Below are 25,135 nucleotides of genomic sequence, written 5' to 3' on the forward strand. Positions count from 1 at the left end.
TCCAACTAGCGAAACGTGCCAGGTGCTCGCTGCAACAGAGGCCGGGCGGCGATCCGTTGGCGCTGCAGACTGTCACAGGTGAACACCTGGGGGCGTTCGATCAGGTAGCCCTGGGCGTAATCCACGCCTATTTCCTGCAAGGCCTGCTCGATCAAGGGTGTTTCGACAAACTCGGCAATCGTGCGCTTACCCATCACATGGCCGATATGGTTGATGACCTCGACCATGGCCCGGTTGACCGGGTCGTCGAGCATGTCCTTGACGAAACTCCCGTCAATCTTCAGGTAGTCCACGGGCAAATGCTTGAGATAGGCGAACGAGGACATGCCAGCGCAAAAATCATCCAACGAGAAACGGCAACCCAGCCCTTTCAGCTCGTTGATGAAGCGAATGGCGCTGCCCAGGTTGGCAATGGCGCTGGTTTCGGTAATTTCGAAACAGATCATCCGCGGCGGAATGGCGTATTCGACGAACAACCGCTGGAGGTATTCAAGGAACTTGTCGTCGCCAATGCTGGAGCCCGACAGGTTGATGGCACAGGTCGACAACGGCCCTTCACGCCCTTCTTCCAGGCACTGGCGTATGACCATGAACACATTGCGCACAACCCAGCGGTCCAGCGCAGTCATCAGGCCGTAGCGCTCGGCGGCCGGGATGAAGCTGCTGGGCAGGATGGTGCGGCCGCTTTCGTCGTGCAGGCGCAACAGAATTTCGATATGGCCCGGGCCCTCGAAGGTTTTAAGCGGGGCGATTTCCTGGGCGTAGAGGCAAAAGCGGTTTTCTTCCAGGGCCACATGCAGGCGCTGGATCCAGGCCATTTCGCCAAAACGCATGGACAGTTCGCTGTCGTCGGCGTGGTACACCTGCACACGGTTTCGGCCCTTTTCCTTGGCCATGTAGCAGGCCATGTCGGCGGCGCGCAGAGAGGCCTCCAGGGTGCCGGGGGCCTGGGCCATATGCACCAGGCCAATGCTGACCGTGGTCACGAACGGCCGCCCTTTCCATACGAAGTGCAGGCTCTGCACCAGTTGACGTAATTGTTCGGCAATGCGCTCGGCCTGGTCGGGCGGGCAGTTTTCCAGCAGCACGCCAAATTCATCGCCACCCAGCCGCGCCAGCGTATCGCCCTCACGCAGGCCGGATTGCAGCACCGCGCAGATGTGCCGCAGCAACTCATCGCCGGCCGCGTGGCCACAGGTGTCGTTGACCAGCTTGAACTGGTCGAGGTCAAGGAACATCAGCGAGTGCCGCCCGGCCTGACGCGCCAGGTCGTTGAGCGCCTGCTCCAGGCGGTATTCGAACTCGCGGCGGTTGGCCAGCCCGGTCAGGGCGTCATGGGTTGCCTGCCAGGACAGATTGGCGATGTACTGGCGCTCCTGGGTCATATCGTGCAGCACCAGCACAATGCCACTGACCTGGCCATCACTGACAATCGGCGAGCCCACCAGGTTGATCGACACAGTACTGCCGTCCAGGCGCTGGATCAGCCGGGCATGCTCGGAGCCGCCCTTGAGGCTACCGCCGAGCACCTGTTCGACCAGGCTGCGACCATTATCCTCGGCGTGCTCATCAACCAGGCTGAACAGCGCTGACAGTGGCAGGCCCTGAGCCTGGCCGGATTGCCAGTGGGTCAATTGTTCGGCGGCCGGGTTCATATAGCCGATATTGCCCTCGACATCGGTGGTGATCACCGCATCACCGATGGCCTGCAGGGTAATCTGCGCACGCTCTTTTTCTTCCTGCAGGGCACTGGCAAAGGCCTGGCGCTGGGCCAGCAGCTTGCTGGAGCGCCCCCAGGCAATCGCTATCAGGAACATCGCGGTCAGCAGGTTGGTGATCAGCAGCACCCGGAGCAGTGCGCGCGAGCCCTCGCCCAAGGCATCGCTGAAGGCCTTGGCCGCTGGGGTCACGCCTTCGTTGATGGCGACAATGCGGGCCTTCCAATCGCTGACGGTGTCGGCATCCACCGGGCCACTGGCAAAACGCTGGCGCATTTCACCGGCCAGCACATCCAGTTTGGCCAGATAGTCGTCGCCGATGTCCCAGTAATCAATGGCTGTCTGCATATAGCTGACATGGCGGAAATTGCTGTAGAACCAGATGATCCGCGCGACATCGTCAGGGTGGTTGCCACCTTGCAGTACCGCCTGTCGCGCGGCGTCCAGATCAGGGTTGGGGTGGTCGAGTACCTCGCGCAGGCGATGATCCCCCTGAGGCACGGTAATGGCCTGGCGATAGCGTTGGTAGGTGCTGTCGTCGCGCGTCTCGCTGTACAGATTGAGGTAGTAGATGGCATCTTTCTGCGCCTTGGACCACAGGCTTTCGCCCGCGACATAGGCGCGCACGGCCGAAAGCGTATAAAGGCTGAGGCTGCCCAACGCGACCTGAAGGACCACGACGGCGATGAAAGGCCATGTGATGCCGAGCAACTTTGGCGCTTCGAGTGTGCGATTTCCCTTCATGGAGTCCCTGTCACAGAGCAGATAAGGCGTAAATCGACCCAGACAAGCACAGCGTAGGCCATTTGCCATCGCTGTGGGGGGGATTTTTATGACAAGGAATCGGGGAATTTGTACAGCGTATGCGCTGGCCATTGTTGGAGCGGGTTTACCCGCGAAGAAGACATGGCACGGGCTTCGCCCGTGTTCGCGGGCAAGCCCGCTCCCACAGGGATCGCACCAGCTTTTAGAAATTGAGCAAGACAGTTGCTCCCACAAGCCCGGTGAAGGCAGCCAGATAATCAGCTCTGCTGCAGGTGCCCGTAAAGCTTGGCATATAACCCACCCTCGGCTATCAGCTGCTGATGGTCGCCGTCTTCGGCCACGTGCCCGCCATCGAACACCAGCACCCGGTCGGCCTGTTTCACCGCCGACAACCGATGGGCGATGATCAGCGTGGTGCGGCCGCTGAGGAAGCGCGCCAAGGCCTGATGCAGGTTGTACTCGGTGGCAGCATCCAGGGCTGAGGTGGCCTCGTCGAGGATCACCACCTTGGGCTCAGCCAGCACCATGCGGGCAATGGCCAGGCGCTGGCGCTGGCCACCGGACAAGCGCACGCCTGAACGCCCCACCACACTGTCCAGGCCCTGCGGCAAGGCGGCGATGGTGGCATCCAGCTGGGCGATACGCAGCGCCTGCCAGCACGCATCATCGCTGCAGTCGCGGCCCATGGTCAGGTTGGCACGCACGCTGTCGTTGAACAGCGACGGGTGCTGCAACACCACCGCGACGTTCTCGCGCAGGGTTTCCAGGCCGATTTCCTGCAGGCTGGCACCGCCAAAGCGAATGGTCCCGGCCTGGGCGCTATAAAGGCCCAGCAACAGCTGCACCAACGTGCTCTTGCCGCCGCCGCTGGCACCGACAATCGCCACCTTCTCACCCGCAGCGATAGACAGGTCGAGGTGGTCGAGCACCGGCTCGTCGGCATAGGCAAAGCGCAGATCGCGCACTTCAATGCCCACCGTTTCGCGCCCGGCGAACGGGTTGCTGGCGGCCGGGTATTGCGGCTCGTCGGCACGCGCCAGCAGTTCGTTGAGGCGGCTCAGCGCACCGCCTGCGGCGTAGTACGCATATTGCAGATTAAGCAGTTGCTCCACCGGGCCGATCATGAACCACAGGTAGCTGAACACCGCCAGCATCTGGCCGATCGACAGATCGGAAAACAGCACGGTCAGCATGGCCGCCGCGCGGAAAATGTCGATGCCGAACTGGAACAGCAGGCCACTGGCACGGCCACTGGCATCGCTTTTCCATTGCGAGTCCACGGCGTAATCGCGCACCTCGCGGGCACGCAGGCCCAGGCGGCCAAGGAAGTAACCCTGGCGGTTACCGGCCCGGATTTCCTGGATGGCATCGAGGGTTTCCGCCAGCGCCTGGGTAAAGCGCGCGGTGCTGTCGTTCTCAAGCTTTTTCAGGTGTTTGACGCGCTTGCCCAACTGCACCGTGAAGTAGATCACCAGCGGGTTGAACAGCAAGATCAGCAAGGCCAGCTGCCAGTGCATCCAGATCAGGATGGCCGCCGTGCCGGTCAAGGTCAGCATGGCCACCAGGAAGCGGCTGAGGGTTTCGCCAACGAACTTGTCGAGGGTGTCCAGGTCGGTGACCAGGTGGGTGGTCACCGTGCCGCTGCCCAGGCTTTCGTATTCCTTCAGCGAAATACGCTTGAGCCGCTCGATCAGGCGGATGCGCAGGCGGTAGACAATGTCCTTGGCCAGCCCGGCGAACAGCTTGGACTGGATGACGTTGAACGCCAGCGCGGCCAGGCGCAGGCACAAGGTGAGCGCCAGCATCAGGCCGATGTAGCCGGCTGCCACCTGCCAGCCGGACGGCAGCAGGTGGTTCATCCACTTCAGCGCGGCGTCACCATGGCCGAGCAGCACTTCGTCCACCAACAGCGGCAGCAGCAGCGGAATGGGCACGCTGCAACATGCCGCCAGTAACGCTATAAGGTTGGCGGACCAGAGGTTTTTCTTGTGATGCAGGGCCAGGCGGCGGATTTCCGCCCAGCTCAGTCGATCGCCCGCAGTGTAAGGCTTGCCCGGTACCGGGTCGGGTGACCCAGGCACATCAAGCACAGGCGGCCTGCTGCAGCCAGCGGCCGAGCAAGGGTTGCAGGCGCTCCAGCGGCTGATAGCCGTTGGTCAGCAAAGCCAGTTGGCCATTGCGCTCGGCCAGCAGGGTCGGGAAACCGGCAATACCCAGGTCCTGAGCCCAGGCGAAGTCGGCCGCGGTGGCGGCACGGGTATCGGCACGGGCGAAGGTTTCGGCGAACGTGGCACGGTCGAAGCCACACTGCGAGGCTAGCTCGACCAGCTGCGGCGCGATGGTCACATCGACGCCCTGCTCGTAGAACGAACGCTGGATCAACGCCAGCAGCGGCCAGACGCGTTCGGCATCCAGCTCGCAGGCCGTGACCAGGGCGCGGCAGGCCGGCTCGGTGTCGTAGACGAAGCCGTCAGGCATGGCCCCCTCGAAGCGGAACGGCTGGCCGGTAGCATCAGCCACCGCCTGCCAGTGTTCCAGGATGTACTTGCGAGTGGAGCTGTCCAGGGCGCTGCCGCCAGTGCGCAGCCCGCCCGGTACCAAGTGGGCAGGCACGCCTGCCTCACGCGCCTGGGCGATCAGGGCCGCAGCCACTGGCGCAAAACCCCAGCACCAGGAGCACATCGGGTCCATCACATAGATCAGGCGTGCAGACATGCTTCAAGCCTCGGCTTTGTAGTTGTAACCGATCGGGTGCGGCAGGTTGCGGGCCTTGGCCAGCTCGATCTGCTTCTGCCGGTCGATGGCACTGCGCCGGGTCTTCTCGCTCAGGCTGTCCCAGCAATGCGGGCAGCTGACACCTGGCGAATAGTGCTCGGACGCGCGCTCCTCTGCATTGATCGGGTGGCGGCAGGCGTGGCACTGGTCGTACTCGCCTTCGCTCAGGTCATGGCGCACCGTAACCCGGTTGTCGAAGACGAAGCAGTCGCCGTCCCACAGGCTTTCTTCCTGAGGCACTTCCTCGAAGTATTTCAGGATGCCGCCCTTAAGATGATAGACCGACTCGAAGCCTTCACCGAGCATGTAGCTGGAGGCCTTTTCGCAACGGATGCCGCCGGTGCAGAACATGGCGACCTTCTTGTGCTTGCTCGGGTCGAAATTGGCCTTGATGTACTCCGGGAACTCGCGGAAGGTTTCGGTCTTCGGGTCGATGGCGCCCTTGAATGTACCGATGGCCACTTCGTAGTCGTTGCGGGTGTCGATCAGCAACACTTCCGGGTCGCTGATCAGGGCGTTCCAGTCCTTGGGCTCGACATAGGTACCAACGGCCTGGTTGGGGTCTACGCCCGGCACGCCGAGGGTGACGATCTCTTTCTTGAGCTTGACCTTGGTGCGGTAGAACGGCTGTTCGTCGCAGTACGACTCTTTATGGTCGATATCGACCAGACGCGGGTCGTTGCGCAACCAGGTCAGCAGGCCATCAATGCCCTCCCGGGTGCCTGACACGGTGCCGTTGATGCCCTCCTGGGCCAGCAGCAGGGTGCCTTTGACGTTGTTGTCGAGCATGGTCTTGAGCAGCGGCTCGCGCAGCTCGACGTAGTCTTCCAGGGTGACGAACTTGTACAGCGCCGCGACGACGATGGCTTGAGACATGTAACGGAATCTCCAGGTGGTTGCCCTCGTAAGGGGCGGACCGGGTTTGACAGTTGCACAAAAAGCAGGGGGCCGCTAAGCGGCCCCCTTTGGGTGATGCAGATTCTACCAGAACAACAAAACGGTTTCAGTGCCCGCCGCCCGCACACACGGGCGAGGCCGGTGCAACGCCGACCTTGGCCCACTCTTCGGCGGTGTAGGTGTGGATGGCCAGGGCGTGGATCTCGCCCATCAGCTCACCCATGGTGGCGTACACCTTCTGGTGGCGCTTGACGCTGTTCAGCCCGGCGAACTGCTCGCTGACGATCACGGCCTTGTAGTGGGTCTCCTGACCACGACTGTGCATGTGACTTTCATTGAGCACTTCCAGGTGTTGCGGCGCCAGCGCGGCCAGTTGCTGTTCGATACGTTGTTGCATAGTCATTGCGGCGTACTCACTTCTTCGCTGGGGCGGCGGCCTTGCCTGCGTTCGGGTCCAGCTCTTTGGTCATGTCTTCCAGCAGCTTGTTCACCACCGGAACGGCTGGCTCCAGGCTCTGCTGGGTCAGCTGTGCCGACTGCTGGGTGACCTTGGGCATTTCACGCAGCACTTTCTTGCCCAGCGGCGATTCGTAGAACTTGACCAGGTCCTTCAGTTCCTGCTCGGTGAAGGTGCGGGTGTACAGGTCGACCATCTTCGGCTTCAGCTTGTTCCAGCCGATGGCGTTGTCCAGCGCGGCATTGGCCTTGGCCTGGTAGCTTTCCAGTACGGGCTGCTTGGCGGCCGGGGCCTTGGTCTGGGCGAAACGCTGGGCAAACATCTGCTGCACTTGCATGTACACCGGGGTGCCCAGCTTGTCGGCGTTGGCCAAGGTCAGGAATTTCTCGGCAGCAGCGTTGTGACTGGCGGTGGCAGCGAGTACCTGGCCGCTGGCGCAAACCAGGGCAACGGCGGCACAAAGGACACGGAGACGGGTCATTGCATTTCCTTCAAAGAGAGGGAGGCGGGCACCTCAGAGTAGAGCATTCTGCGCCGTGGTGGCGATGTGCTCAAGTGGCACGACGAGCGACGGAACCGCTCGGTCGAATCAGGGCCTAAACTGCGATTTCGAACTACACAGGAGTGAGTACAGAATGAGCCGTATCGAGACAGACAGCCTGGGCCCGGTCGAAGTTCCGGAGGACGCCTACTGGGGTGCGCAGACCCAGCGTTCGCTGATCAACTTCGCCATTGGCAAGGAGCGCATGCCCCGCGCGGTATTGCACGCCCTGGCACTGATCAAGAAGGCCGCGGCGCGCGTCAACGACCGCAATGGCGACCTGCCGGCCGACATCGCCCGGCTGATCGAGCAGGCCGCCGATGAGGTGCTGGATGGCCAGCACGACGATCAGTTCCCGCTCGTCGTCTGGCAGACGGGCAGCGGCACCCAGAGCAACATGAATGTCAACGAGGTGATCGCCGGGCGCGCCAACGAACTGGCCGGCAAAGGCCGTGGCGGCAAGGCGCCAGTACACCCCAATGACCACGTCAACCGCTCGCAGAGCTCCAACGACTGCTTCCCCACCGCCATGCACATTGCGGCAGCCCAGGCGGTGCATGAAAAGCTGCTGCCGGCCGTCACCGAACTGTCTTCGGGGCTGGCCGAGCTGTCGATGCGTCACCACAAGCTGGTGAAAACCGGCCGCACGCACATGATGGACGCCACGCCGATTACCTTCGGCCAGGAAGTGTCGGCCTTCGTCGCCCAGCTCGATTACGCCCAGCGCGCCATCCGCGCCACCCTGCCGGCGGTGTGCGAACTGGCCCAGGGCGGTACTGCCGTGGGTACCGGGCTCAACGCTCCGCAGGGTTTTGCTGAGGCCATCGCTGCCGAGCTGGCGGCGCTGTCCGGGCTGCCGTTCATCACGGCACCCAACAAGTTCGCCGCTCTCGCCGGCCACGAACCGCTGACCAGCCTGGCGGGGGCCCTGAAGACCCTGGCCGTGGCCCTGATGAAAATCGCCAACGACCTGCGCCTGCTGGGGTCCGGCCCGCGCGCCGGGCTTGCCGAGGTGCGCCTGCCAGCCAACGAGCCGGGCAGCTCGATCATGCCGGGCAAGGTCAACCCCACTCAGTGCGAGGCGCTGTCGATGCTGGCCTGCCAGGTACTGGGCAACGACGCGGCCATCGGCTTTGCCGCCAGCCAGGGGCATTTGCAGTTGAATGTGTTCAAGCCGGTCATCATCCATAACCTGCTGCAGTCCATCGAGTTGCTGGCCGATGGTTGCCGCAACTTCCAGGCGCATTGCGTGGCGGGTATCGAGCCGGATGCCGAGCAGATGGCCGCGCACCTGGAGCGCGGGTTGATGCTGGTGACGGCGCTGAACCCGCATATCGGCTATGACAAGGCGGCAGAAATTGCCAAGAAGGCTTACAGCGAGGGCACGACCTTGCGCGAGGCGGCATTGGCCTTGAAGTACCTGACCAATGAGCAGTTCGACCAGTGGGTGCGGCCGGAGGACATGCTGGCGCCGGGCGGCAAGGGCTGACTGCTCTGTAGCCTGTACCGGCCCTTTCGCGGGTAAACCCGCTCCTACGCCGAGAGGCGATCCATTGTAGGAGCGGGTTTACCCGCGAAAGGGCCGGCACAGGCAATCGACAGACCTAGGCCAACCGCGCCCTGCGGGCCCGCCAACCCGCCACCAGCGAGGGCCCCAGCGCCACCAGCGCCGAACCGAACACCACCGTGACAGCCCCCACATAGCCCAGGGCGTTGATGTCCTCGGCATGCACATAGTCAGGCCACACCAATGCCGCCAGCGCCACCGCAACGAAGGTCACCAGCGGGGTCAGTGCCAGCGTGGCACTTACCCGTGAGGCCTCCCAGTGCGCCAGCGCTTCGGCAAAGGCGCCGTATGCCACCAGGGTGTTCAGGCAACAGGCCAGCAGCAGCCAGCCTTGTACCGGGGTCAGTTGCAAGGCCTCCAGCGGGTGCACCCAAGGTGTCAGCAACGCAGCACAGCTGAGGTAGATCACCATCATCACCTGCTGCGAATGCCACACGGTCAGCAACTGCTTCTGGCTCAGGGCGTAGAACACCCAGATACTGGTCGCCAGCAAGATGGTCAATACGCCCGTGGTATAGGCACCCAGTGAAGTCAGCAATTCCTCCAGGCGCTGGTTGAAGAACAGGCCAAACCCTGCCAGCAGCACCAACAGCCCCATGCCCTGCCCCACACTGAAGCGCTCGCGGAACACGAACACGCTGGCCACCAGCAACAGCACCGGGCCGATCTGTACCACCAGTTGTGCGGTGCCCGGGCTAAGCAGTTTGAGACCGATCAGGTAAAGCACGTAGTTGCCCATCAGGCCGAACACCGCAACCAGCACCAGGCCCTTGCCCCTGGGCGCCAGCTTGCGGATGGACGGCAAACGCCGTTGAGCCGCCAGCCAGGCGAACAGCAGGCCACCGGAGACCAGCAGCCGGTACCAGGTGACGGTGATCGGGTCGACCACTTGCAATACCTGCTTGAGCTTGATCGGCAGGATGCCCCAGAGCAGCGCCGTCAGAAGTGCCAGGAACAGCCCATAGCCCCAGCGGCCAGAAGTGGTGTGCATAAAATCCTCGATCAAGCCCGTGGTAGGGGTGATTGAATTCTACGGGGTTGGAGGACGGTCACGGTGCAGAGTGCCGAGAAAAGAATTCATCAGGTCATTCTTCCAGGGCATGGCTGGGGGGGGCGAGGTGTTGCCTGTGCTGACCGCGAAAGCGCCAGAACAGGCAACATCACATTGGGCTATTTCTTGTGCTTGGCAAACGCCTCTTCCAGCGCCTGGTTGATGGTGCGCAACACCTTCACCCGCGCCCAGCGCTTGTCATTGGCCTCCACCAGCGCCCACGGGGCAATCTCGCTGCTGGTACGGTCGACCATGTCGCCCACAGCCTGGCTGTACTCGCCCCACTTGTCGCGGTTGCGCCAGTCATCCTCGGTGATCTTGTAGCGTTTGAACGGAATCTGCTCTCGCTCTTCGAAGCGCTCCAGTTGGGTCTGCTGGTCGATCGCCAGCCAGAACTTGACCAGCACAACGCCAGCATTCACCAACTGCTCTTCAAAGTCGTTGATCTCGCTGTAGGCACGCATCCAGTCAGCCGGGCTGCAGAAGCCTTCCACCCGCTCCACCAGCACCCGCCCATACCAGGAGCGGTCGAAGATGGTGAACTTGCCCCGTGCCGGGATGTGCCGCCAGAACCGCCACAGGTACGGCTGGGCGCGCTCTTCTTCGGTGGGTGCGGCAATCGGCACGATGCGGTACTGACGTGGGTCCAGCGCCGCCGCCACGCGTCGGATGGCGCCCCCCTTGCCGGCCGCGTCGTTGCCCTCGAACACCGCCACCAGCGCGTGCCGGCGCATGCGCTTGTCACGCAGCAGACCGGCCAGACGGGCCTGTTCGGTGATCAACTGTTCCTGATAGTCGGCCTTGTCCAGGCGCAACGTCATGTCCAGGGCGCCAAGCAGGCTGCGGTCGTCGATGCTATGGCTCAGCGGGGCCACGTTGCCCTGGTGCTTGCCCTTGGGATTATTGGCCAGCGCGGCTTGCAGGCTTTCCAGCAGAATGCGCCCCACCGCCAGGCTGCGGTAATTCGGGTCTACCCCTTCGATGATGTGCCATGGTGCATAGTCGCGGCTGGTGCGGCGCAGCACGCGCTCACCAAAGCGCACGAAGCGGTCGTACGTTTGCGACTGCTGCCAATCCAGCGGGCTGATCTTCCAGCTGTGCAGCGGGTCGTCCTTGAGCGATTTCAGCCGTGCCTTCATCTGCTTCTTGGACAGGTGGAACCAGAACTTGATGATCAGCGCACCCTCATCGCAAAGCATCTCCTCCAGGCGTTCGGCACCGGTAATGGCCTGATCGAGCACGGCATCCTTGAACACCCCGTGCACCCGTCCCTGCAGCATCTGGCTGTACCAGTTGCCAAAGAACACCCCCATCCGCCCCTTGGGTGGCAAGGCCCGCCAGTAGCGCCAGGCGGGCGGGCGGGCCAGCTCTTCGTCGGTCTGCTGGTCGAAGGTGAGCACATCGATCATGCGCGGGTCCATCCACTCGTTGAGCAGCTTTACTGTCTCGCCCTTGCCGGCGCCTTCGATGCCGTTGATCAGCACGATCACCGGAAACCGCGCCTGCTGCTTGAGTTCGTACTGGGCTTCGAGCAGGGCCTCGCGTAAAGCGGGTACCTCGGCGTCGTAAGCCTCCTTGTCGATGCTGTGGCCGATTTCGGCAGATTCGAACATGCACTGGCTCCTTCAATGGATAAGCAAGACTAGCGGATTTCATTTCTGCCTGTACGGGCCTCTTCACGAATGAACGCGCTCCCACAGCTCATCCGGATGGCATAAAATCCCGCCATCCGCTGCAACCGAGCCCACCATGCCCACCCTCCTCCAGCACGCCCAGATCGACTGGGACGACCAGGGCCGCCCCCATTCGCGGCACTATGACGACGTCTATTTCGCAGTCAACGAAGGCATCGAAGAAACCAAGCACGTGTTCCTCGGCCAGACCCGCCTGGCCGAGCGTTTTGCCAACCTGGCGCCGCATGCCTGCACGGTGATCGGCGAAACCGGCTTTGGCACCGGCATGAATTTTTTCTGCGCCTGGCAGCTGTTTGACCAGCACGCACACAGCGACGCGCGCCTGCACTTCGTCAGCGTCGAGAAGTACCCACTCGCCCACGCCGACATGGCCCGCGCAGTAAGCCTGTGGCCTGAACTGGCCGCCTATACGGGGCCGCTGCTGGAGCAGTACGTGGCGGTGCACCCGGGCTTTCAGCAGTTCACCTTCGCCGATGGCAGGGTCACCCTGACCCTGTTGATAGGCGATGTGCTGGAACAGCTGCCGCAGCTCGATGCGCAGATCGATGTGTGGTTCCTCGACGGCTTCGCCCCCGCCAAGAACCCTGACATGTGGACCCCGGCGCTGTTTGCGCAACTGGCGCGGCTATCGCATCCGGGCACGGTGCTGGGCACCTTCACCACCACCGGCTGGGTACGCCGCAGCCTGGTCGAAGCTGGCTTCGCCATGAAGAAGGTGCCAGGCATCGGCAAGAAGTGGGAGGTGATGAGCGGCGCCTACGTCGGCCCCCTGCCCGGCCCATGCGCGCCCTGGTACGCGCGCCCCGCTGTTGCGCAGGGGCCGCGCGAGGCGCTGGTGATCGGTGCCGGACTTGCCGGCAGCAGCAGCGCCGCCAGCCTGGCCCGGCGTGGCTGGCAGGTCACCGTGCTGGAGCGCCACGAAGCCCCGGCCCAGGAAGCTTCGGGCAACCCGCAAGGGGTGCTGTACCTCAAGCTGTCCGCCCATGGCACCGCACTGTCGCAGATGATCCTGTCCGGGTTCGGCTACACCCGGCGCCAGCTGCAGCGGTTGCAGCGTGGCCGTGACTGGGATGCCTGCGGGGTGCTGCAACTGGCCTTCGACAGCAAGGAGGCCGAACGCCAGGGCAAGCTGGCTGTCGCCTTCGACCACGGCTTGCTGCACTGCCTGGCGCGCGCCGAGGCCGAAGCCATCGCCGGCGTGGCGTTGCCTGGCGGCGGGTTGTTCTACCCCGAAGGTGGCTGGGTGCACCCGCCGGCGCTGTGCCAGCAGCAGTTGCAGCACCCCGGTATTCACCTGGTGGCCCACCAGGAAGTGCTCGAACTGCGCAAAGTGGGTGAACGGTGGCAGGCCTGGGCTGGCGACCAACTATTAGCCAGCGCTCCAGTGGTGGTCCTGGCCGGCGCGGCCGATGTGCGGCGCTTCGAACCTTGCGCGCAGTTACCACTCAAGCGCATTCGTGGGCAGATCACCCGCTTGCCGGCCACCGCCAGCAGCCAGGCGCTACGCACCGTGGTGTGCGCGGAGGGCTATGTGGCACCGCCGCGCGAGGGTGAACATACACTGGGGGCAAGTTTTGACTTCCACAGTGAAGACCTTGCGCCGACGGTGGCCGAGCACCGGGGCAACCTGGCGTTGCTGGATGAGATTTCTACTGACCTGGCCCGGCGCCTGGGCGTGGCCGAGCTGAACCCCGAGCAATTGCAAGGGCGCGCGGCGTTCCGTTGTACCAGCCCGGATTATTTGCCGATTGTCGGGCCGATGGCCGACGCGCAGGCGTTTGCCGAAGCTTATGCCGTGTTGGGGCGTGATGCCCGGCAGGTGCCGGATGTGGCCTGCCCTTGGCTGGAGGGGTTGTATGTGAACAGCGGGCATGGGTCGCGCGGGTTGATCACGGCACCTTTGAGCGGGGAACTGGTGGCCGCCTGGGTGTGCGGCGAGCCGTTGCCGTTGCCGCGGGAGGTGGCGCAGGCGTGTCATCCGAACCGGTTTGCCTTGCGCAGGCTGATCCGGGGGAAGTGATTGCTTCGGGCGCATGGCGTTGAATTTATTGCGCCGGTGAGATCGAGCGCCGCCCGCGCAGCGCATCGCGAGCTGCGCTCGCTCCTACGTTTGTTTCGGGCCAATTATTCCTGGGGGATTTGCGCGCGAACGCTTTGGTGTATGACCCTGTATTGCGTCGTACGAGCAAGGCGGTCGCGCGCGCCTGTTACAGGCGTTACTGGCCCGAAACAAACGTAGGAGCGAGCGCAGCTCGCGATGCGCTGCGCACGCGGCGCTCGATTTCTGCAATACTGCGAGATCCCAGGCAATAACCTGCCACCTCAACCTTATATAACAAACTGTTCTAAAACTCTAAAAAAGCAAACAGGTCAGTTCATTAAGGTGCCCTAATCCGGGGCATCACCTCCCCAACGGAAAAACCGGTAAGGACTTATGTGCGGATTAGCAGGAGAATTACGTTTCACCCCCATCGACCAAGCCCCTCGCCCAGCCGACCTGGCTGCGGTAGAGCGCATTACCCATCACCTGGCCCCGCGTGGCCCGGATGCCTGGGGCTTCCATAGCCAAGGCCCGATCGCCCTGGGCCACCGGCGGCTGAAAATCATGGACCTGTCCGACGGCTCGGCGCAGCCGATGGTCGACAACACCCTGGGCCTGTCATTGGCCTTCAACGGCGCCATCTACAACTTCCCCGAACTGCGCGAGGAACTACAGGCACTGGGCTACAGCTTCTGGTCCGACGGCGACACCGAGGTGCTGCTCAAGGGCTACCACGCCTGGGGCGCTGCCCTGCTGCCCAAGCTCAACGGCATGTTTGCCCTGGCCATCTGGGAGCGCGACAACCAGCGCCTGTTCCTGGCCCGCGACCGCCTCGGCGTCAAACCTCTGTACCTGTCGCGCAACGGCGAGCGCCTGCGCTTTGCCTCGACCCTGCCGGCACTGCTCAAGGGCGGTGACATCGACCCGATGCTCGACCCCGTGGCACTCAACCACTACCTGAATTTCCACGCCGTGGTACCGGCACCGCGCACCCTGCTGGCCAACGTGCAGAAACTGGAGCCAGGCACCTGGATGCGCATCGACCGGCATGGCGAAGTGGAGCGCCAGGTCTGGTGGCAACTGCACTACGGCCCCCACCCCGACGAGCGTGAGCTGGACCTGGAAGGCTGGACCACCCGCGTGCTCGACGCCACCCGGGACGCCGTAGCCATCCGCCAGCGGGCTGCTGTGGATGTTGGCGTATTGCTGTCCGGAGGGGTCGACTCCAGCCTACTGGTGGGCCTGTTGCGCGAAGTGGGGGTGGAAGACCTGTCGACCTTCTCCATCGGCTTCGAGGATGCCGGCGGCGAGCGCGGCGATGAGTTCCAGTACTCCGACCTGATCGCCAGGCACTACGGCACCCGCCACCACCAACTGCGCATTGCCGAACACGAGATCATCGACCAGTTGCCGGCCGCGTTTCGCGCCATGAGCGAGCCGATGGTCAGCCACGACTGCATCGCGTTCTACCTGCTGTCGCGGGAAGTGGCCAAGCACTGCAAGGGCGTACAGAGCGGCCAGGGTGCCGATGAGCTGTTCGCCGGTTACCACTGGTACCCGCAGGTGGACGGCGCCGACGACGCCTATGCTGCTTACCGAGATGCGTTCTTCGACCGCAGCCACGCCGAATACCGCGACACCGTGCAGGCCCCCTGGCTGCTGGAAACCGACGCCGCCGGCGACTTCGTACGCGAACACTTCGCCCGCCCCGGCGCACCGGCTGCGGTGGACAAGGCGCTGCGCCTGGACAGCACCGTGATGCTGGTCGACGACCCGGTCAAACGGGTGGACAACATGACCATGGCCTGGGGCCTGGAGGCGCGCACGCCGTTCCTCGATTACCGCCTGGTGGAACTGTCGGCACGCATTCCCGCACGCTTCAAGCTGCCCGATGGCGGCAAGCAGGTGCTCAAGCAGGCGGCGCGACGGGTGATCCCGCATGAGGTGATCGACCGCAAGAAGGGTTACTTCCCGGTACCGGGCCTGAAGCATCTGGAAGGTGCCACCCTGGGCTGGGTACGCGAGCTGTTGACCGACCCCAGCCAAGACAGAGGGTTGTTCAACCCGGCCATGATCGACCGCCTGCTAAGCAACCCGCACGGCCAACTGACGCCATTGCGCGGTTCCAAGCTATGGCAACTGGCGGCGCTTAACCTGTGGTTGAGCGAACAAGGAATCTGACCGATGAAAGCCCATGAAATCGCTTATGGTCAGCGCCTGCTGCGCGGCCAGGCGCCGTCCTATGAGCGCCTGCAAGCGCGCTTGGCCGGTGACGGCAGCCAGCCCCATGACCAACCGCGTGCCGTGCACTGCGGCTGGGGCCGGCTGCTGATAGGCCACACCTACCCCGACCCGGTTTCCCTGGCCGAGGATTTGCTCGACGAGCACCCGGGCGAACGCGACATCGCCCTGTACGTGGCCGCACCGCAGCAGGTGCTGGCCCAGGCCCCACAGCAGCTGTTCCTCGATCCGTCCGACACCCTGCGCCTATGGTTCACCGACTACCGCCCGGCGCAGCGGGTATTTCGCGGCTTCCGCGTGCGCCGGGCACAGAACCCCGCCGACTGGCAGGCAATCAACACCCTGTACCAGGCCCGCGGGATGCTCCCCGTCGACGCCGAGCTGCTTACCCCCCGGCACTTGGGTGGCCCGGTGTACTGGCTGGCAGAGGACGAAGACAGCGGCTCGGTGATCGGCAGCGTCATGGGCCTGAACCACACCAAAGCGTTCGATGATCCCGAGCATGGCAGCAGCCTGTGGTGCCTGGCGGTGGACCCACACTGCACCCGCCCGGGCGTGGGCGAGGTGCTGGTGCGCCACCTGATCGAACACTTCATGAGCCGTGGCCTGGCTTACCTGGACCTGTCGGTGCTGCACGACAACCGCCAGGCCAAGCGCCTGTACCAGAAACTGGGTTTTCGCAACCTGCCCACCTTCGCCGTCAAGCGCAAGAACGGTATCAACGAGCAGCTGTTCCTCGGGCCTGGCCCGCAAGCCGACCTCAACCCCTACGCACGCATCATCGTCGACGAGGCGCTACGCCGCGGCATCGAAGTGCAGGTGGATGACGCCGCTGGCGGCCTGTTCACCCTGAGCCTGGGCGGGCGGCGCATTCGCTGTCGGGAATCGCTCAGCGACCTGACCAGTGCCGTGACCATGACCCTGTGCCAGGACAAACGCCTGACCCAGCACGCGCTGCACAACGCTGGGCTGCAGGTGCCAGCGCAACAGCTGGCGGGCAATGCCGATGACAACCTGGCGTTTCTCGACGAGCATGGCGCGGTGGTGGTCAAGCCGGTCGATGGCGAGCAAGGCCAGGGCGTGGCGGTGAACCTGACCTGCATCGACGACATCACCCGTGCCGTGGCGCACGCCCGCCAGTTCGACAGCCGCGTGCTGCTGGAAAGCTTCCACGCCGGGTTCGACCTGCGCATCGTGGTGATCGGCTACGAGGTGGTGGCCGCCGCCATCCGTCACCCGGCGCAGGTGCTGGGCGATGGCAAACACAGCGTGCGCCAGTTGATCGAAGCCCAGAGCCGTCGCCGCCAGGCCGCCACCGGTGGCGAAAGCCGCATTCCGCTGGACGACGAAACCGAGCGCACCTTGCGCGCAGCGGGCGTTGGTTATGACGACGTGTTGCCGGCCGGCCAGCGTCTGGCCGTGCGGCGTACGGCCAACCTGCACACCGGCGGCACCCTGGAGGACGTCACCGAACGCCTGCACCCGGTGCTGGCCGATGCTGCCGTGCGCGCGGCACGGGCACTGGAAATTCCGGTGGTGGGGTTGGACTTCATGGTGCGTGATGCCGGGCAGCCGGAGTACGTGATCATCGAGGCCAACGAACGTGCTGGCCTGGCCAACCATGAACCGCAGCCCACGGCCGAGCGTTTTATCGACCTGCTGTTTCCCCATAGCCGGCCTTTGGCGTAAACCCGTGCCGGCCTCTTCGCGGGCAAGCCCGCTCCCACAGGGATAACACCGCCCTTGAAGGCAGCGCTGTACCTGTAGGAGCGGGCTTGCCCGCGAAGAGGCCAGCACAGGAGTAAAGGAGTCCCCAACATGTCCGAGCGACACCCCGAACCCGATCTCGACTACCTCAAACGCGTGCTGCTGGAAATGCTCGCCATCCCCAGCCCCACCGGTTTCACCGACACCATCGTGCGCTACGTGGCCGAACGCCTTGACGAACTGGGCATCCCCTTCGAGCTGACCCGCCGCGGCACCATTCGTGCCACCCTCAAAGGTCGGCAGGCCACCCCCGATCGCGCCGTCTCTGCCCACCTGGATACCATCGGCGCCAGCGTGCGCCAGTTGCAGGACAATGGCCGCCTGGCCCTGGCGCCGGTCGGTTGCTGGTCCAGCCGTTTTGCCGAAGGCAGCCGGGTTAGCGTGTTCACCGATACCGGGGTATTCCGTGGCAGCGTGCTGCCGCTGATGGCCAGCGGGCATGCCTTCAACACGGCCATCGACCAGATGCCGATCAGCTGGGACCACGTGGAAGTACGCCTGGATGCCTACTGCGCCACACGCGCCGACTGTGAGGCACTGGGCGTGAGCATTGGTGATTTCGTGGCCTTCGACCCCTTGCCCGAGTTCACCGAAAGCGGCCACATCAGCGCCCGTCACCTGGACGACAAGGCTGGCGTAGCCGCATTGCTGGCGGCATTGAAGGCCGTGGTGGAAAGCGGCCGCCAGCCGCTGATCGACTGCCACCCGCTGTTCACCATCACCGAGGAGACCGGCTCGGGTGCAGCCGGCGCCCTGCCCTGGGACGTCAGCGAGTTCGTCGGCATCGACATCGCCCCGGTGGCGCCTGGGCAGGCGTCCAGCGAGCATGCGGTCAGTGTGGCCATGCAAGACTCGTCGGGGCCTTACGACTACCACCTGTCCCGGCACCTGCTGAAACTGGCCGGCGACCACGACTTGCCGGTGCGGCGCGACCTGTTCCGCTATTACTTCAGCGATGCCCATTCGGCGGTAACGGCCGGGCACGATATCCGTACCGCGCTGGTGGCCTTTGGTTGCGATGCCACCCATGGTTACGAGCGCACCCATATCGACAGCCTGGCAGCACTGAGCCGGCTGTTATCAGCCTACCTGCTGAGCCCGCCCGTGTTTGCCAGCGACTCGCAGCCGGCCAATGCATCGCTCGAGCGCTTCAGCCACCAGCTGGAACATGATGCGCAGATGGAAAGCGACACGCGGGTACCGGCGGTGGACAGCCTGGTCGGAAACAAAGGCTAAACGCCCATGGGGCTGCAAAGCGGCCCCAACACCTCGAATGTTTCGCGTAGCATGCTCATACCCACTTCAGACACCACCCGACCATGCTGATCCCCTACGACCAACTGCAAGCCGAAACCCTGACCCGCCTGATCGAGGACTTCGTTACCCGCGACGGCACTGACAACGGCGACGATACCCCGCTGGAAACCCGCGTGCTGCGAGTACGCCAGGCGTTGGCCAAAGGCCAGGCTTTCATCCTTTTCGACCTGGAAAGCCAGCAGTGCCAGTTGCTGGCCAAGCATGATGTGCCCCGCGAACTGCTCGAATAGCAGGTCTGGCCTGTTCAGACCTTGTTCTGCTTGGACGCCTTGATGCGCTTGTAAACTTCGGCTCGATGCACCGGCACCTCACGCGGGGCATCCACACCAAAGCGCACCACGCCGTCCCGGGTCTCCACCACCATGATCCGGATATCATCGCCAATCATGATGACCTCCCCCACTTCACGCCCTATTACCAGCATGTTCCGATCCTCCTGCAAAAGGGAAAACCGGAGCCTGCCCCGTAGGCATTCAGCTACTCAATAGCTCCACTGCGATTCAGAAGCCCCTTACGCATTTGAGTAACTTCTCCTACAGACCAATCATCGCGACTGGGCTTTTGCCCGCATTTTCACCGCCATTTCGGCCATCTCGTCATACAGCCGCTCAGGGGCCTGGCGTTTCAGTTGCCAGGCCTGGCGCCCTGCCTCATGGGGCAGGATGAGGAACTCGCCTGCAGCGACCTGCTGATGGATATAGTCGGCAATGTCCGCCGCACTGATCGGCGAACCTTCGAGCAACTTGCCCACCTGTGCCTTCATCGCCGGGTTCGGCCCGCGGAACGAGTCCAGCAGGTTGGTCTGGAAGAACGACGGGCACACTACGTGCACCGCCACCTCAATCTGGCGCAACTCCACCAGCAGGCTTTCCGACAATGCCAGCACACCGGCCTTGGCCACGTTGTAGTTGCTCATGCCCGGGCCCTGCATCAGTGCAGCCATCGAGGCGACGTTGATAATGCACCCCTTGCTGCGCTCCAGCAGCGGCAGGAACGCCTTGCAACCCTTGACCACGCCCATCAGATTGACGGCGATCTGCCAGTCCCAGTCTTCCAGCGACAGCTCGGCGAAGAACCCGCCCGAAGCGATACCGGCGTTGTTGACGATCACATCGACCCCACCAAATTTCTCTTCGCAGGCCTGGGCAAGGGCCGTCAGCTGGCTATAGTCGCGCACATCGCAGCGCTGGACGAAGCCGTCGCCACCGGCCTGATGAACCTGCTCCAGCGTTTCGCGCAGGCCGGTTTCGTTAACATCGGCCAGTGCCAGGCGCCAGCCCTCACGTGCCCAGCGCAGGGCAATCTCGCGGCCGAGGCCGGATCCGGCGCCGGTGATCATGATGCGTTTTTGCATGGTCGCAGGCCTTGTTCTGACAGGTAGTCCGATGAGTCTAATCAAGGCGTTGCCATCCAGCAGGATTCATCAGGGTAGTGAATGGGCGGGCATGATTGGGTAGACGGCTGCACGGGGATGGAATCTTTGCCAACCCGCACCGGTCCGAATTATCGAGAGGCCAGCAATCTCAGGCTCTTGCCCCCTAATCATGCAAGGACTTTGACATGACCACGATCCTTATCATCATCCTGATTCTGCTGCTGATCGGTGGCTTACCGGTCTTCCCCCACTCGCGCAGCTGGGGCTATGGCCCTTCCGGCATTATTGGCGTGGTGTTGGTGATTCTGCTGGTACTGCTGTTGCTTGGGATGATATGACGCGCTGCGGATAGCCACTTCATCCAACCATTTGAGGTGAATGGCAAGCGGGTCGCAACACTCGGTTGCCGTCCTACAGGTTCGCATCGAACACCATCGTCACCACAGCGTGATACTCGATACCAGGCAACATGTCCTGTTCCTGGGTGTGGCCGCGAGGGTATACATGAAAATGCAACTGCCCTTGGCTGCCGGTCACACCCTCTGGCGGGACTTCCAGGCTCATGGCGTTCTCAGCTCCGCCAAAGGACATTGCCTGCCGATAGAGCGAACGGCCATGGTAGGACACACCTGGCAAGGTCATGGCCAGATACAGCGGTATGTCATGGCCCTTGGCCGAGCGTAAATTGCACGTGCTGCCCAGCCCCGTGCTGCACAGCGCCCAGACGTTGAACGGGCCACTGGCAGTCAGGCTGAAGGTCACGTCTTTTTCCAGCTTGTCTGTCGCACCCCGCCCTCGGCTCCCATGCCCCTGCGCGTGCCGCGGCACCAGAGCCACCTGCTCGGAGCCCGGCTCAAAACGCACCTCAAGGTCATGCACCACCTCCAGCTCGACGTTGATCGCCACTGAATCGTCCGTGAGCCCGGAGACCGTTCGGCTCGAACCCAGGCTTATATCCCTGTCAGGGCCTATCGAATAGACCACGCGCCCTCGGTACACGCCCGACTTCAAGCTCGCCGGTAAAGGCGTCTTCAACCTGTAGCCCAGCGTCAGGTGACTCACGTGGTAAGTGCTCGCATTCGCCGCATTGACGTTGGCCCAGCAACCGTTGCTGGCTGGCGACCACAGAAACAGGCGATGGGCCGCGCTGGCCAACGCAACCTGGCAACCACTCGAGTCCAGGCCCGTGCGCGCCGCAAGCGTAGGCGCCCCATCGTCCGAAGTTACCGCACCGCCCAGGTGGGTAATGGCAAAGTCCATGCTGACTTGCTCACCGGTCTGGTCACGGACCATCAGTAGCGTAGTCGGCTGGACAGGGGCCGAGAGGTAGAAGCCGTCGGCGCCTTCGCCATCGACGGTTTTCGAGTACTCGACCCCCACATCCAGCAGGTCCTGCAGCGGATCGCCACAAAGCTGCGGCAACTGAGTACACACAGGGGAGGACCGGGGCGTCAGGTTTTCAAACTGCCGGGTCTCGCCGCGGTAACGCAGCTTGAGCGTAATATCGGCCGCTTGCGCCCACGACGAACCCAACACGCCAGACAGCAGTACCAGCATTGCACACTTGCGAAACATGCCCCTACCTCTCACTCGGCCTTGAAGCTCATAGCTTTGCGTGCATCGCCTTCCACCAGCTCGAAGCGGTATTCGACACCGGGCTTCTCGACGAACTCGCGCTTACGCCCGGGGCGAAGATGGTGCTTGGCCGGAGGCTCACACTCCTCCTCGTTCAGCACACAGACCTGGACGTTGTCGAGCAGCACCGTCGCATTGCCCTCGTTGCGCACGGTCCATTTCCCACCGGCTTGCTCGATCGAGGTCTGATACTGCGTGGCAGCAGGCTTGGTAATCAAAATGGTGCCGTAGCCGGCCAGAAACTGCACACCGGCACTGAGTTCTTTGCGGTAAGCGTCAAGCTCCGTTTTATCCAGTGCGAAGCTGTCATCCTGTTCCGGCACCACCGGGACGAAGCGCAGCCGGTAGTAACGCTCTTGGTTCCGTTCACCGCGATACAGCAACCGCACGGCCTGCATACCGCGTGCAGGGATGATCATCCGCGCTGGGCTGGCAACAACGCTGCGCTGGTCGAAGGGCAGCTCATCGATGTCCACCTCACGGGGTTCTGCCTGGCCGTCGTAGACCAACTCCAGCACGCTGACTTTGACGAAGGCGGTACTGTCCCCCCGGTTGTAGATGCGTTTGGCATAGGTGCCCTTGCCTGGTTCGAGGTAGTCATAGAGCGTGCCGACATCCAGCTGTGGCCCGGCCTGGGCAAACCACGGCAGCATCAGCGCAACGAACAACAAGGGTGACAAGTGAAATGTGAACCTGTGCATCTTCAACCTCTGTTTACTCAACATCCAATCCATCGACCCGGGAATCGGGCCCTCTACAGCTTCATGCCGAAAGCCGGCTCAGCCCACACTGGGCACACACCGCTGATCACCCACGATCAGCAGGTCATCCTCGCGATCAAAGTTGTCCGGCGGTAATGTCAGAAGGCAGTTGCCTGCCGTGCCATGGCGAATTTCCAGGGTGGGCCGTGACTCACTCATTTCCACGTTGAAATAGCCATCCGCCTCGACAACCGTGCGCCCGGCGTCATTGACCACATGCGCGCCATGCAGTGGCTGGCCTTGCCCGTCGAGCAGCCGGCCAAACACAGTCACCGTTCGCATGACTTTCACTGCGTGGTACCCCACCCCACCGCGGTTGAGGTGATAGTCCACAGCGAGGGGTTGGATCTGTGCTGGCGGCACGTCCTTCGTGTCGAAGTCGAAACGCACATGGCCAGATTTGAACGCCGTCACCGGCACGATATTGCGCCCGGGGTGCAGCACTGCACTCATGCCCTGGCCATCGTTGGCGCGCAGCTTCACACCGTGCAGATCGCTTTCGACATCGATGATCAAACCGGCTTCGAGCGGCAGGCTGCTGCCACCCATGGCCAGCTTCCCGTCGCCCAGCGCCAGGGTGCTTTCCAGGTTGAGGCCACCGCTGAGGTTATTGTTGAAAGAGGAACTCTGGGCATAGGCATCGCCCTGCAGCGCCTGGCTGTGGAAGCGCCCATTGGCCGCCAGGCTGGTGCCATAGCCGTCGAGCGTCGCGCTGCCCCCCAGGCTGTGCACGGGGCCCAGGTCGACGTTCTGCCGATACCACAGCGAAGCGTAGGGGTCATTGCCCCCCTCACGCGAGGCGCGGCTACCCACATCGACCCCAAGCTGCTTGCCATCGCGCTCGAGCTTCATGCTTACAGCAACGTTGACACCGCGGCTGCGGACACCGGCGCTGCTGCGCGTTCCAGGCCTGTCGAAAAGTGACAGGCGAACACTGCTCTGATGCCCCCGCAGCTTCCCGTAGAACGCCCAGCTCAGGTCGGCACCCAGGCCGCTTGCCGAGCCCGCACTGTGTTCCAGGCGCAGCGTCGCTGAACTGCGCGCGGTTATCCGCTGGTTGATCGAAAAGGCGGTGCGGCTGCGCACCTGGCGCTGTGAAGTATCGTCGCGACCACTACTGCCAGGCTCCAGCCAGGTCTGGTTGTGGCTCAGTAGCAACGAGCCCCAAGGATGGGTGTAGGTCAACTGCAGATCGCCGCCGTTGCCCAGGCCTTGGGTCTGATTGAGGCTGGCGTAAAGCTTGAACCGTTCATGCACGTCCCAGTCCAGCGAGGTACCCAACTGCAGGTCAGCATCGACCTGTTGCACTGACAGCCCCAGCACCGCAGCAGGATGCATCAGGTAGTTGGAAAGGGCCCCGAACACCGGGCTCTGTTCACGTTCGCCATCCCCGTTGCTCAGCAGCTCGACCTGCTGGCCCAGGTACAGGTTGTAGCGCCAGCGGTTATCCATGTTCTGCCACCGGCTGGGCTTGTAGATGGACACTTCGCTGCGCGAGGTCTCCAGGCCGTCTTCGAGCAAACGCAGCTCTACATCATAGATGCCGCCAGGCAATACCCGCGTGTCGAGCGCCTGTAAACCGGCCTGTACCGGCTGACTGTTGATCAGCGAACCATTGCGATAGATTTCGACGATACCCGGGCGGTTCGGCGTGACATAGACCGGGATGGCGCTGGCTTGGCCATTGTCGACCAGCAGGCTGTCACTGCTGCCCAGCATCAAGCCAAGCGTGCTATCAGGGCGACGCCCCAGAAGGGCTGGCTGGCGCACGAGGCCTTCTGCGCCAGTAGAGAAGTAACCCAGCCGAAAGAAATGCTCTTCGTGCATGCTCTCTGCGTAAAGCTGGTTCATGCGGTAACGCATATCGCCTTGCTCCGCTGGGGTGCGTTCCACGCGCGCATCGGCAAGCGTCGTCCAGTTATGCAGATTGCCCTGACCGAGCAGGCCGACTCTGCCCGTGGTCTGATTGCCATCATTGACCAGGTTGAGCTGGTTACGCAGCAGCAACCCAGCGTCGCTCTGCTCCGGGAGGCGGTGGAAGAGCGCGTCCTGCTCCAGCTTCTCGGCATTGGACGTCAGCAATGACAACTGGGAATTGGCCAGGCTGTAATGGATAGCCTGCAACCCGTCCGGGCAGTTTTGCAGGCAGTCGCCCAGCATGCGCCCGCCCTCCAGGCGCTGTTGCCATAACTGCCGGAGTGTGGCCGGCTCTGCGCTCTGCTCAGTGTCGGTAAACGCCAGCAACTGCACACGGTTATCACGGCTCAATACCACCATGGCATCACCGAGGTAGCGTTGATCAAGCTCCACTCGTACGGCAAGTGGCACATCGAAGAAGTGCGCCTCGAAGTCTTCAGGCAAACGCCCGAATGTATTCAGGTCAATGGCACTGGACGCGCGCTCGGCCAACACTTCGAGGGGCAGAAGGCAGGCAGCACCCAGCAGCCAGACAGCGAGTGCACGGCCGGGTGCAGCAAACTGGAACATGATTCAATCCACTTCAACACCTGCCCCTACACGGATAAACATCCAG

At 63.2% G+C, this 25,135-nt stretch carries 20 protein-coding genes; 7 read left to right on the top strand and 13 right to left on the bottom strand.

All coding sequences use genetic code 11. The annotated features are described in order from the left end of the window. Positions 1-5: 5 nt before the first annotated feature. The 6 genes from ACE4QZ_RS20465 to ACE4QZ_RS20490 all read right to left on the bottom strand — a co-directional run bounded on the left by ACE4QZ_RS20465 (position 6) and on the right by ACE4QZ_RS20490 (position 7,093). On the bottom strand, positions 6-2,462 hold the full coding sequence (locus ACE4QZ_RS20465; RefSeq protein ID WP_279935597.1) for an EAL domain-containing protein: 2,457 nt from the start codon (positions 2,460-2,462) through the stop codon (positions 6-8). 278 nt (positions 2,463-2,740) lie between these two features. Further along, positions 2,741-4,573, bottom strand: coding sequence for an ABC transporter ATP-binding protein (locus tag ACE4QZ_RS20470; protein WP_021782449.1), 1,833 nt, complete (start codon positions 4,571-4,573; stop codon positions 2,741-2,743). Then, on the bottom strand, positions 4,566-5,198 hold the full coding sequence (locus ACE4QZ_RS20475; protein ID WP_410480158.1) for a DsbA family protein: 633 nt from the start codon (positions 5,196-5,198) through the stop codon (positions 4,566-4,568). Before ACE4QZ_RS20475 ends, ACE4QZ_RS20470 begins: the two co-directional genes overlap by 8 nt. Before the next feature lie 3 nt (positions 5,199-5,201). Then, a complete protein-coding gene (locus tag ACE4QZ_RS20480; protein ID WP_021782451.1) occupies positions 5,202-6,134 on the bottom strand; it encodes a rhodanese-related sulfurtransferase in 933 nt (310 codons plus the stop codon). A 127-nt stretch (positions 6,135-6,261) separates the two neighbouring features. Next, positions 6,262-6,558, bottom strand: a complete 297-nt coding sequence (locus ACE4QZ_RS20485) for a BolA family protein (RefSeq protein ID WP_010952797.1) — start codon at positions 6,556-6,558, stop codon at positions 6,262-6,264. A gap of 10 nt (positions 6,559-6,568) precedes the next feature. Beyond that, positions 6,569-7,093 (bottom strand): DUF2059 domain-containing protein, encoded by a 525-nt coding sequence (locus ACE4QZ_RS20490; RefSeq protein WP_010952796.1) that lies wholly within the window; start codon positions 7,091-7,093, stop codon positions 6,569-6,571. A 154-nt stretch (positions 7,094-7,247) separates the two neighbouring features. Here ACE4QZ_RS20490 and ACE4QZ_RS20495 point away from each other — a divergent pair, with 154 nt between their 5' ends. Beyond that, a complete protein-coding gene (locus ACE4QZ_RS20495) occupies positions 7,248-8,642 on the top strand; it encodes a class II fumarate hydratase (protein ID WP_021782452.1) in 1,395 nt (464 codons plus the stop codon). 115 nt (positions 8,643-8,757) lie between these two features. Here ACE4QZ_RS20495 and ACE4QZ_RS20500 read toward each other — a convergent pair whose 3' ends face one another. Both ACE4QZ_RS20500 and pap read right to left on the bottom strand, forming a co-directional pair. Next, positions 8,758-9,711, bottom strand: coding sequence for a DMT family transporter (locus ACE4QZ_RS20500; RefSeq protein ID WP_084850783.1), 954 nt, complete (start codon positions 9,709-9,711; stop codon positions 8,758-8,760). A 179-nt stretch (positions 9,712-9,890) separates the two neighbouring features. Next, positions 9,891-11,384, bottom strand: coding sequence for a polyphosphate:AMP phosphotransferase (pap, locus tag ACE4QZ_RS20505; RefSeq protein WP_103469320.1), 1,494 nt, complete (start codon positions 11,382-11,384; stop codon positions 9,891-9,893). 136 nt (positions 11,385-11,520) lie between these two features. On the opposite strand from pap, the gene mnmC reads away from it, so the two are divergent. From mnmC to ACE4QZ_RS20530, 5 genes are all read left to right on the top strand, one after another. Then, complete coding sequence (gene mnmC / locus ACE4QZ_RS20510; RefSeq protein ID WP_021782455.1) at positions 11,521-13,485, top strand: bifunctional tRNA (5-methylaminomethyl-2-thiouridine)(34)-methyltransferase MnmD/FAD-dependent 5-carboxymethylaminomethyl-2-thiouridine(34) oxidoreductase MnmC; 1,965 nt, start codon at positions 11,521-11,523, stop codon at positions 13,483-13,485. Between the two features lie 414 nt (positions 13,486-13,899). Beyond that, positions 13,900-15,687, top strand: coding sequence for an N-acetylglutaminylglutamine amidotransferase (locus ACE4QZ_RS20515; RefSeq protein WP_021782456.1), 1,788 nt, complete (start codon positions 13,900-13,902; stop codon positions 15,685-15,687). Between the two features lie 3 nt (positions 15,688-15,690). Beyond that, entirely contained in the window at positions 15,691-17,436 is a 1,746-nt protein-coding gene (gene ngg / locus ACE4QZ_RS20520) for an N-acetylglutaminylglutamine synthetase (protein WP_021782457.1), read from the top strand. Between the two features lie 129 nt (positions 17,437-17,565). Then, a complete protein-coding gene (locus ACE4QZ_RS20525; RefSeq protein WP_021782458.1) occupies positions 17,566-18,750 on the top strand; it encodes an osmoprotectant NAGGN system M42 family peptidase in 1,185 nt (394 codons plus the stop codon). 83 nt (positions 18,751-18,833) lie between these two features. Further along, positions 18,834-19,061 carry a YheU family protein gene (locus ACE4QZ_RS20530; RefSeq protein ID WP_004575803.1) on the top strand — a complete coding sequence of 76 codons (228 nt, stop codon included), beginning with the start codon at positions 18,834-18,836 and terminating at the stop codon, positions 19,059-19,061. 14 nt (positions 19,062-19,075) lie between these two features. Here ACE4QZ_RS20530 and csrA read toward each other — a convergent pair whose 3' ends face one another. Then, the gene (csrA, locus tag ACE4QZ_RS20535; RefSeq protein ID WP_410480159.1) at positions 19,076-19,255 is read right to left on the bottom strand and encodes a carbon storage regulator CsrA; all 180 of its coding nucleotides are present in this window, start codon (positions 19,253-19,255) and stop codon (positions 19,076-19,078) included. A gap of 120 nt (positions 19,256-19,375) precedes the next feature. Continuing rightward, positions 19,376-20,185, bottom strand: a complete 810-nt coding sequence (locus tag ACE4QZ_RS20540) for an SDR family oxidoreductase (RefSeq protein WP_084850779.1) — start codon at positions 20,183-20,185, stop codon at positions 19,376-19,378. 206 nt (positions 20,186-20,391) lie between these two features. Here ACE4QZ_RS20540 and ACE4QZ_RS20545 point away from each other — a divergent pair, with 206 nt between their 5' ends. Beyond that, on the top strand, positions 20,392-20,544 hold the full coding sequence (locus ACE4QZ_RS20545; protein ID WP_003252624.1) for a DUF3309 family protein: 153 nt from the start codon (positions 20,392-20,394) through the stop codon (positions 20,542-20,544). 73 nt (positions 20,545-20,617) lie between these two features. Here the strand turns inward: ACE4QZ_RS20545 and ACE4QZ_RS20550 are convergent, their stop codons facing one another. Genes ACE4QZ_RS20550 through ACE4QZ_RS20560 form a run of 3 tightly spaced genes read right to left on the bottom strand, consistent with a single transcriptional unit; the run spans position 20,618 to position 25,089 of the window. Further along, positions 20,618-21,781, bottom strand: a complete 1,164-nt coding sequence (locus ACE4QZ_RS20550) for a hypothetical protein (protein ID WP_103443860.1) — start codon at positions 21,779-21,781, stop codon at positions 20,618-20,620. An 11-nt stretch (positions 21,782-21,792) separates the two neighbouring features. Next, positions 21,793-22,566 carry a pilus assembly protein gene (locus ACE4QZ_RS20555; RefSeq protein ID WP_033739140.1) on the bottom strand — a complete coding sequence of 258 codons (774 nt, stop codon included), beginning with the start codon at positions 22,564-22,566 and terminating at the stop codon, positions 21,793-21,795. A 54-nt stretch (positions 22,567-22,620) separates the two neighbouring features. Further along, on the bottom strand, positions 22,621-25,089 hold the full coding sequence (locus tag ACE4QZ_RS20560) for a CS1-pili formation C-terminal domain-containing protein (RefSeq protein ID WP_410480160.1): 2,469 nt from the start codon (positions 25,087-25,089) through the stop codon (positions 22,621-22,623). Positions 25,090-25,135 lie beyond the last annotated feature (46 nt).

Source organism: Pseudomonas sp. DCA-1 (genome assembly GCF_046523955.1).
Classification (GTDB): Bacteria; Pseudomonadota; Gammaproteobacteria; order Pseudomonadales; family Pseudomonadaceae; genus Aquipseudomonas; species Aquipseudomonas putida_Y.

Excerpts from the sequence above, each read along its gene's own strand:
- ACE4QZ_RS20465 (WP_279935597.1), bottom strand. The coding sequence starts at position 2,462 with ATGAAGGGAAATCGCACACTCGAAGCGCCAAAGTTGCTCGGCATCACA.
- ACE4QZ_RS20475 (WP_410480158.1), bottom strand. The coding sequence starts at position 5,198 with ATGTCTGCACGCCTGATCTATGTGATGGACCCGATGTGCTCCTGGTGC.
- ACE4QZ_RS20480 (WP_021782451.1), bottom strand. The coding sequence starts at position 6,134 with ATGTCTCAAGCCATCGTCGTCGCGGCGCTGTACAAGTTCGTCACCCTG.
- ACE4QZ_RS20485 (WP_010952797.1), bottom strand. The coding sequence starts at position 6,558 with ATGACTATGCAACAACGTATCGAACAGCAACTGGCCGCGCTGGCGCCG.
- ACE4QZ_RS20490 (WP_010952796.1), bottom strand. The coding sequence starts at position 7,093 with ATGACCCGTCTCCGTGTCCTTTGTGCCGCCGTTGCCCTGGTTTGCGCC.
- ACE4QZ_RS20495 (WP_021782452.1), top strand. The coding sequence starts at position 7,248 with ATGAGCCGTATCGAGACAGACAGCCTGGGCCCGGTCGAAGTTCCGGAG.
- ACE4QZ_RS20500 (WP_084850783.1), bottom strand. The coding sequence starts at position 9,711 with ATGCACACCACTTCTGGCCGCTGGGGCTATGGGCTGTTCCTGGCACTT.
- pap (WP_103469320.1), bottom strand. The coding sequence starts at position 11,384 with ATGTTCGAATCTGCCGAAATCGGCCACAGCATCGACAAGGAGGCTTAC.
- mnmC (WP_021782455.1), top strand. The coding sequence starts at position 11,521 with ATGCCCACCCTCCTCCAGCACGCCCAGATCGACTGGGACGACCAGGGC.
- ACE4QZ_RS20515 (WP_021782456.1), top strand. The coding sequence starts at position 13,900 with ATGTGCGGATTAGCAGGAGAATTACGTTTCACCCCCATCGACCAAGCC.
- ngg (WP_021782457.1), top strand. The coding sequence starts at position 15,691 with ATGAAAGCCCATGAAATCGCTTATGGTCAGCGCCTGCTGCGCGGCCAG.
- ACE4QZ_RS20525 (WP_021782458.1), top strand. The coding sequence starts at position 17,566 with ATGTCCGAGCGACACCCCGAACCCGATCTCGACTACCTCAAACGCGTG.
- ACE4QZ_RS20530 (WP_004575803.1), top strand. The coding sequence starts at position 18,834 with ATGCTGATCCCCTACGACCAACTGCAAGCCGAAACCCTGACCCGCCTG.
- csrA (WP_410480159.1), bottom strand. The coding sequence starts at position 19,255 with ATGCTGGTAATAGGGCGTGAAGTGGGGGAGGTCATCATGATTGGCGAT.
- ACE4QZ_RS20540 (WP_084850779.1), bottom strand. The coding sequence starts at position 20,185 with ATGCAAAAACGCATCATGATCACCGGCGCCGGATCCGGCCTCGGCCGC.
- ACE4QZ_RS20545 (WP_003252624.1), top strand. The coding sequence starts at position 20,392 with ATGACCACGATCCTTATCATCATCCTGATTCTGCTGCTGATCGGTGGC.
- ACE4QZ_RS20550 (WP_103443860.1), bottom strand. The coding sequence starts at position 21,781 with ATGTTTCGCAAGTGTGCAATGCTGGTACTGCTGTCTGGCGTGTTGGGT.
- ACE4QZ_RS20555 (WP_033739140.1), bottom strand. The coding sequence starts at position 22,566 with ATGTTGAGTAAACAGAGGTTGAAGATGCACAGGTTCACATTTCACTTG.
- ACE4QZ_RS20560 (WP_410480160.1), bottom strand. The coding sequence starts at position 25,089 with ATGTTCCAGTTTGCTGCACCCGGCCGTGCACTCGCTGTCTGGCTGCTG.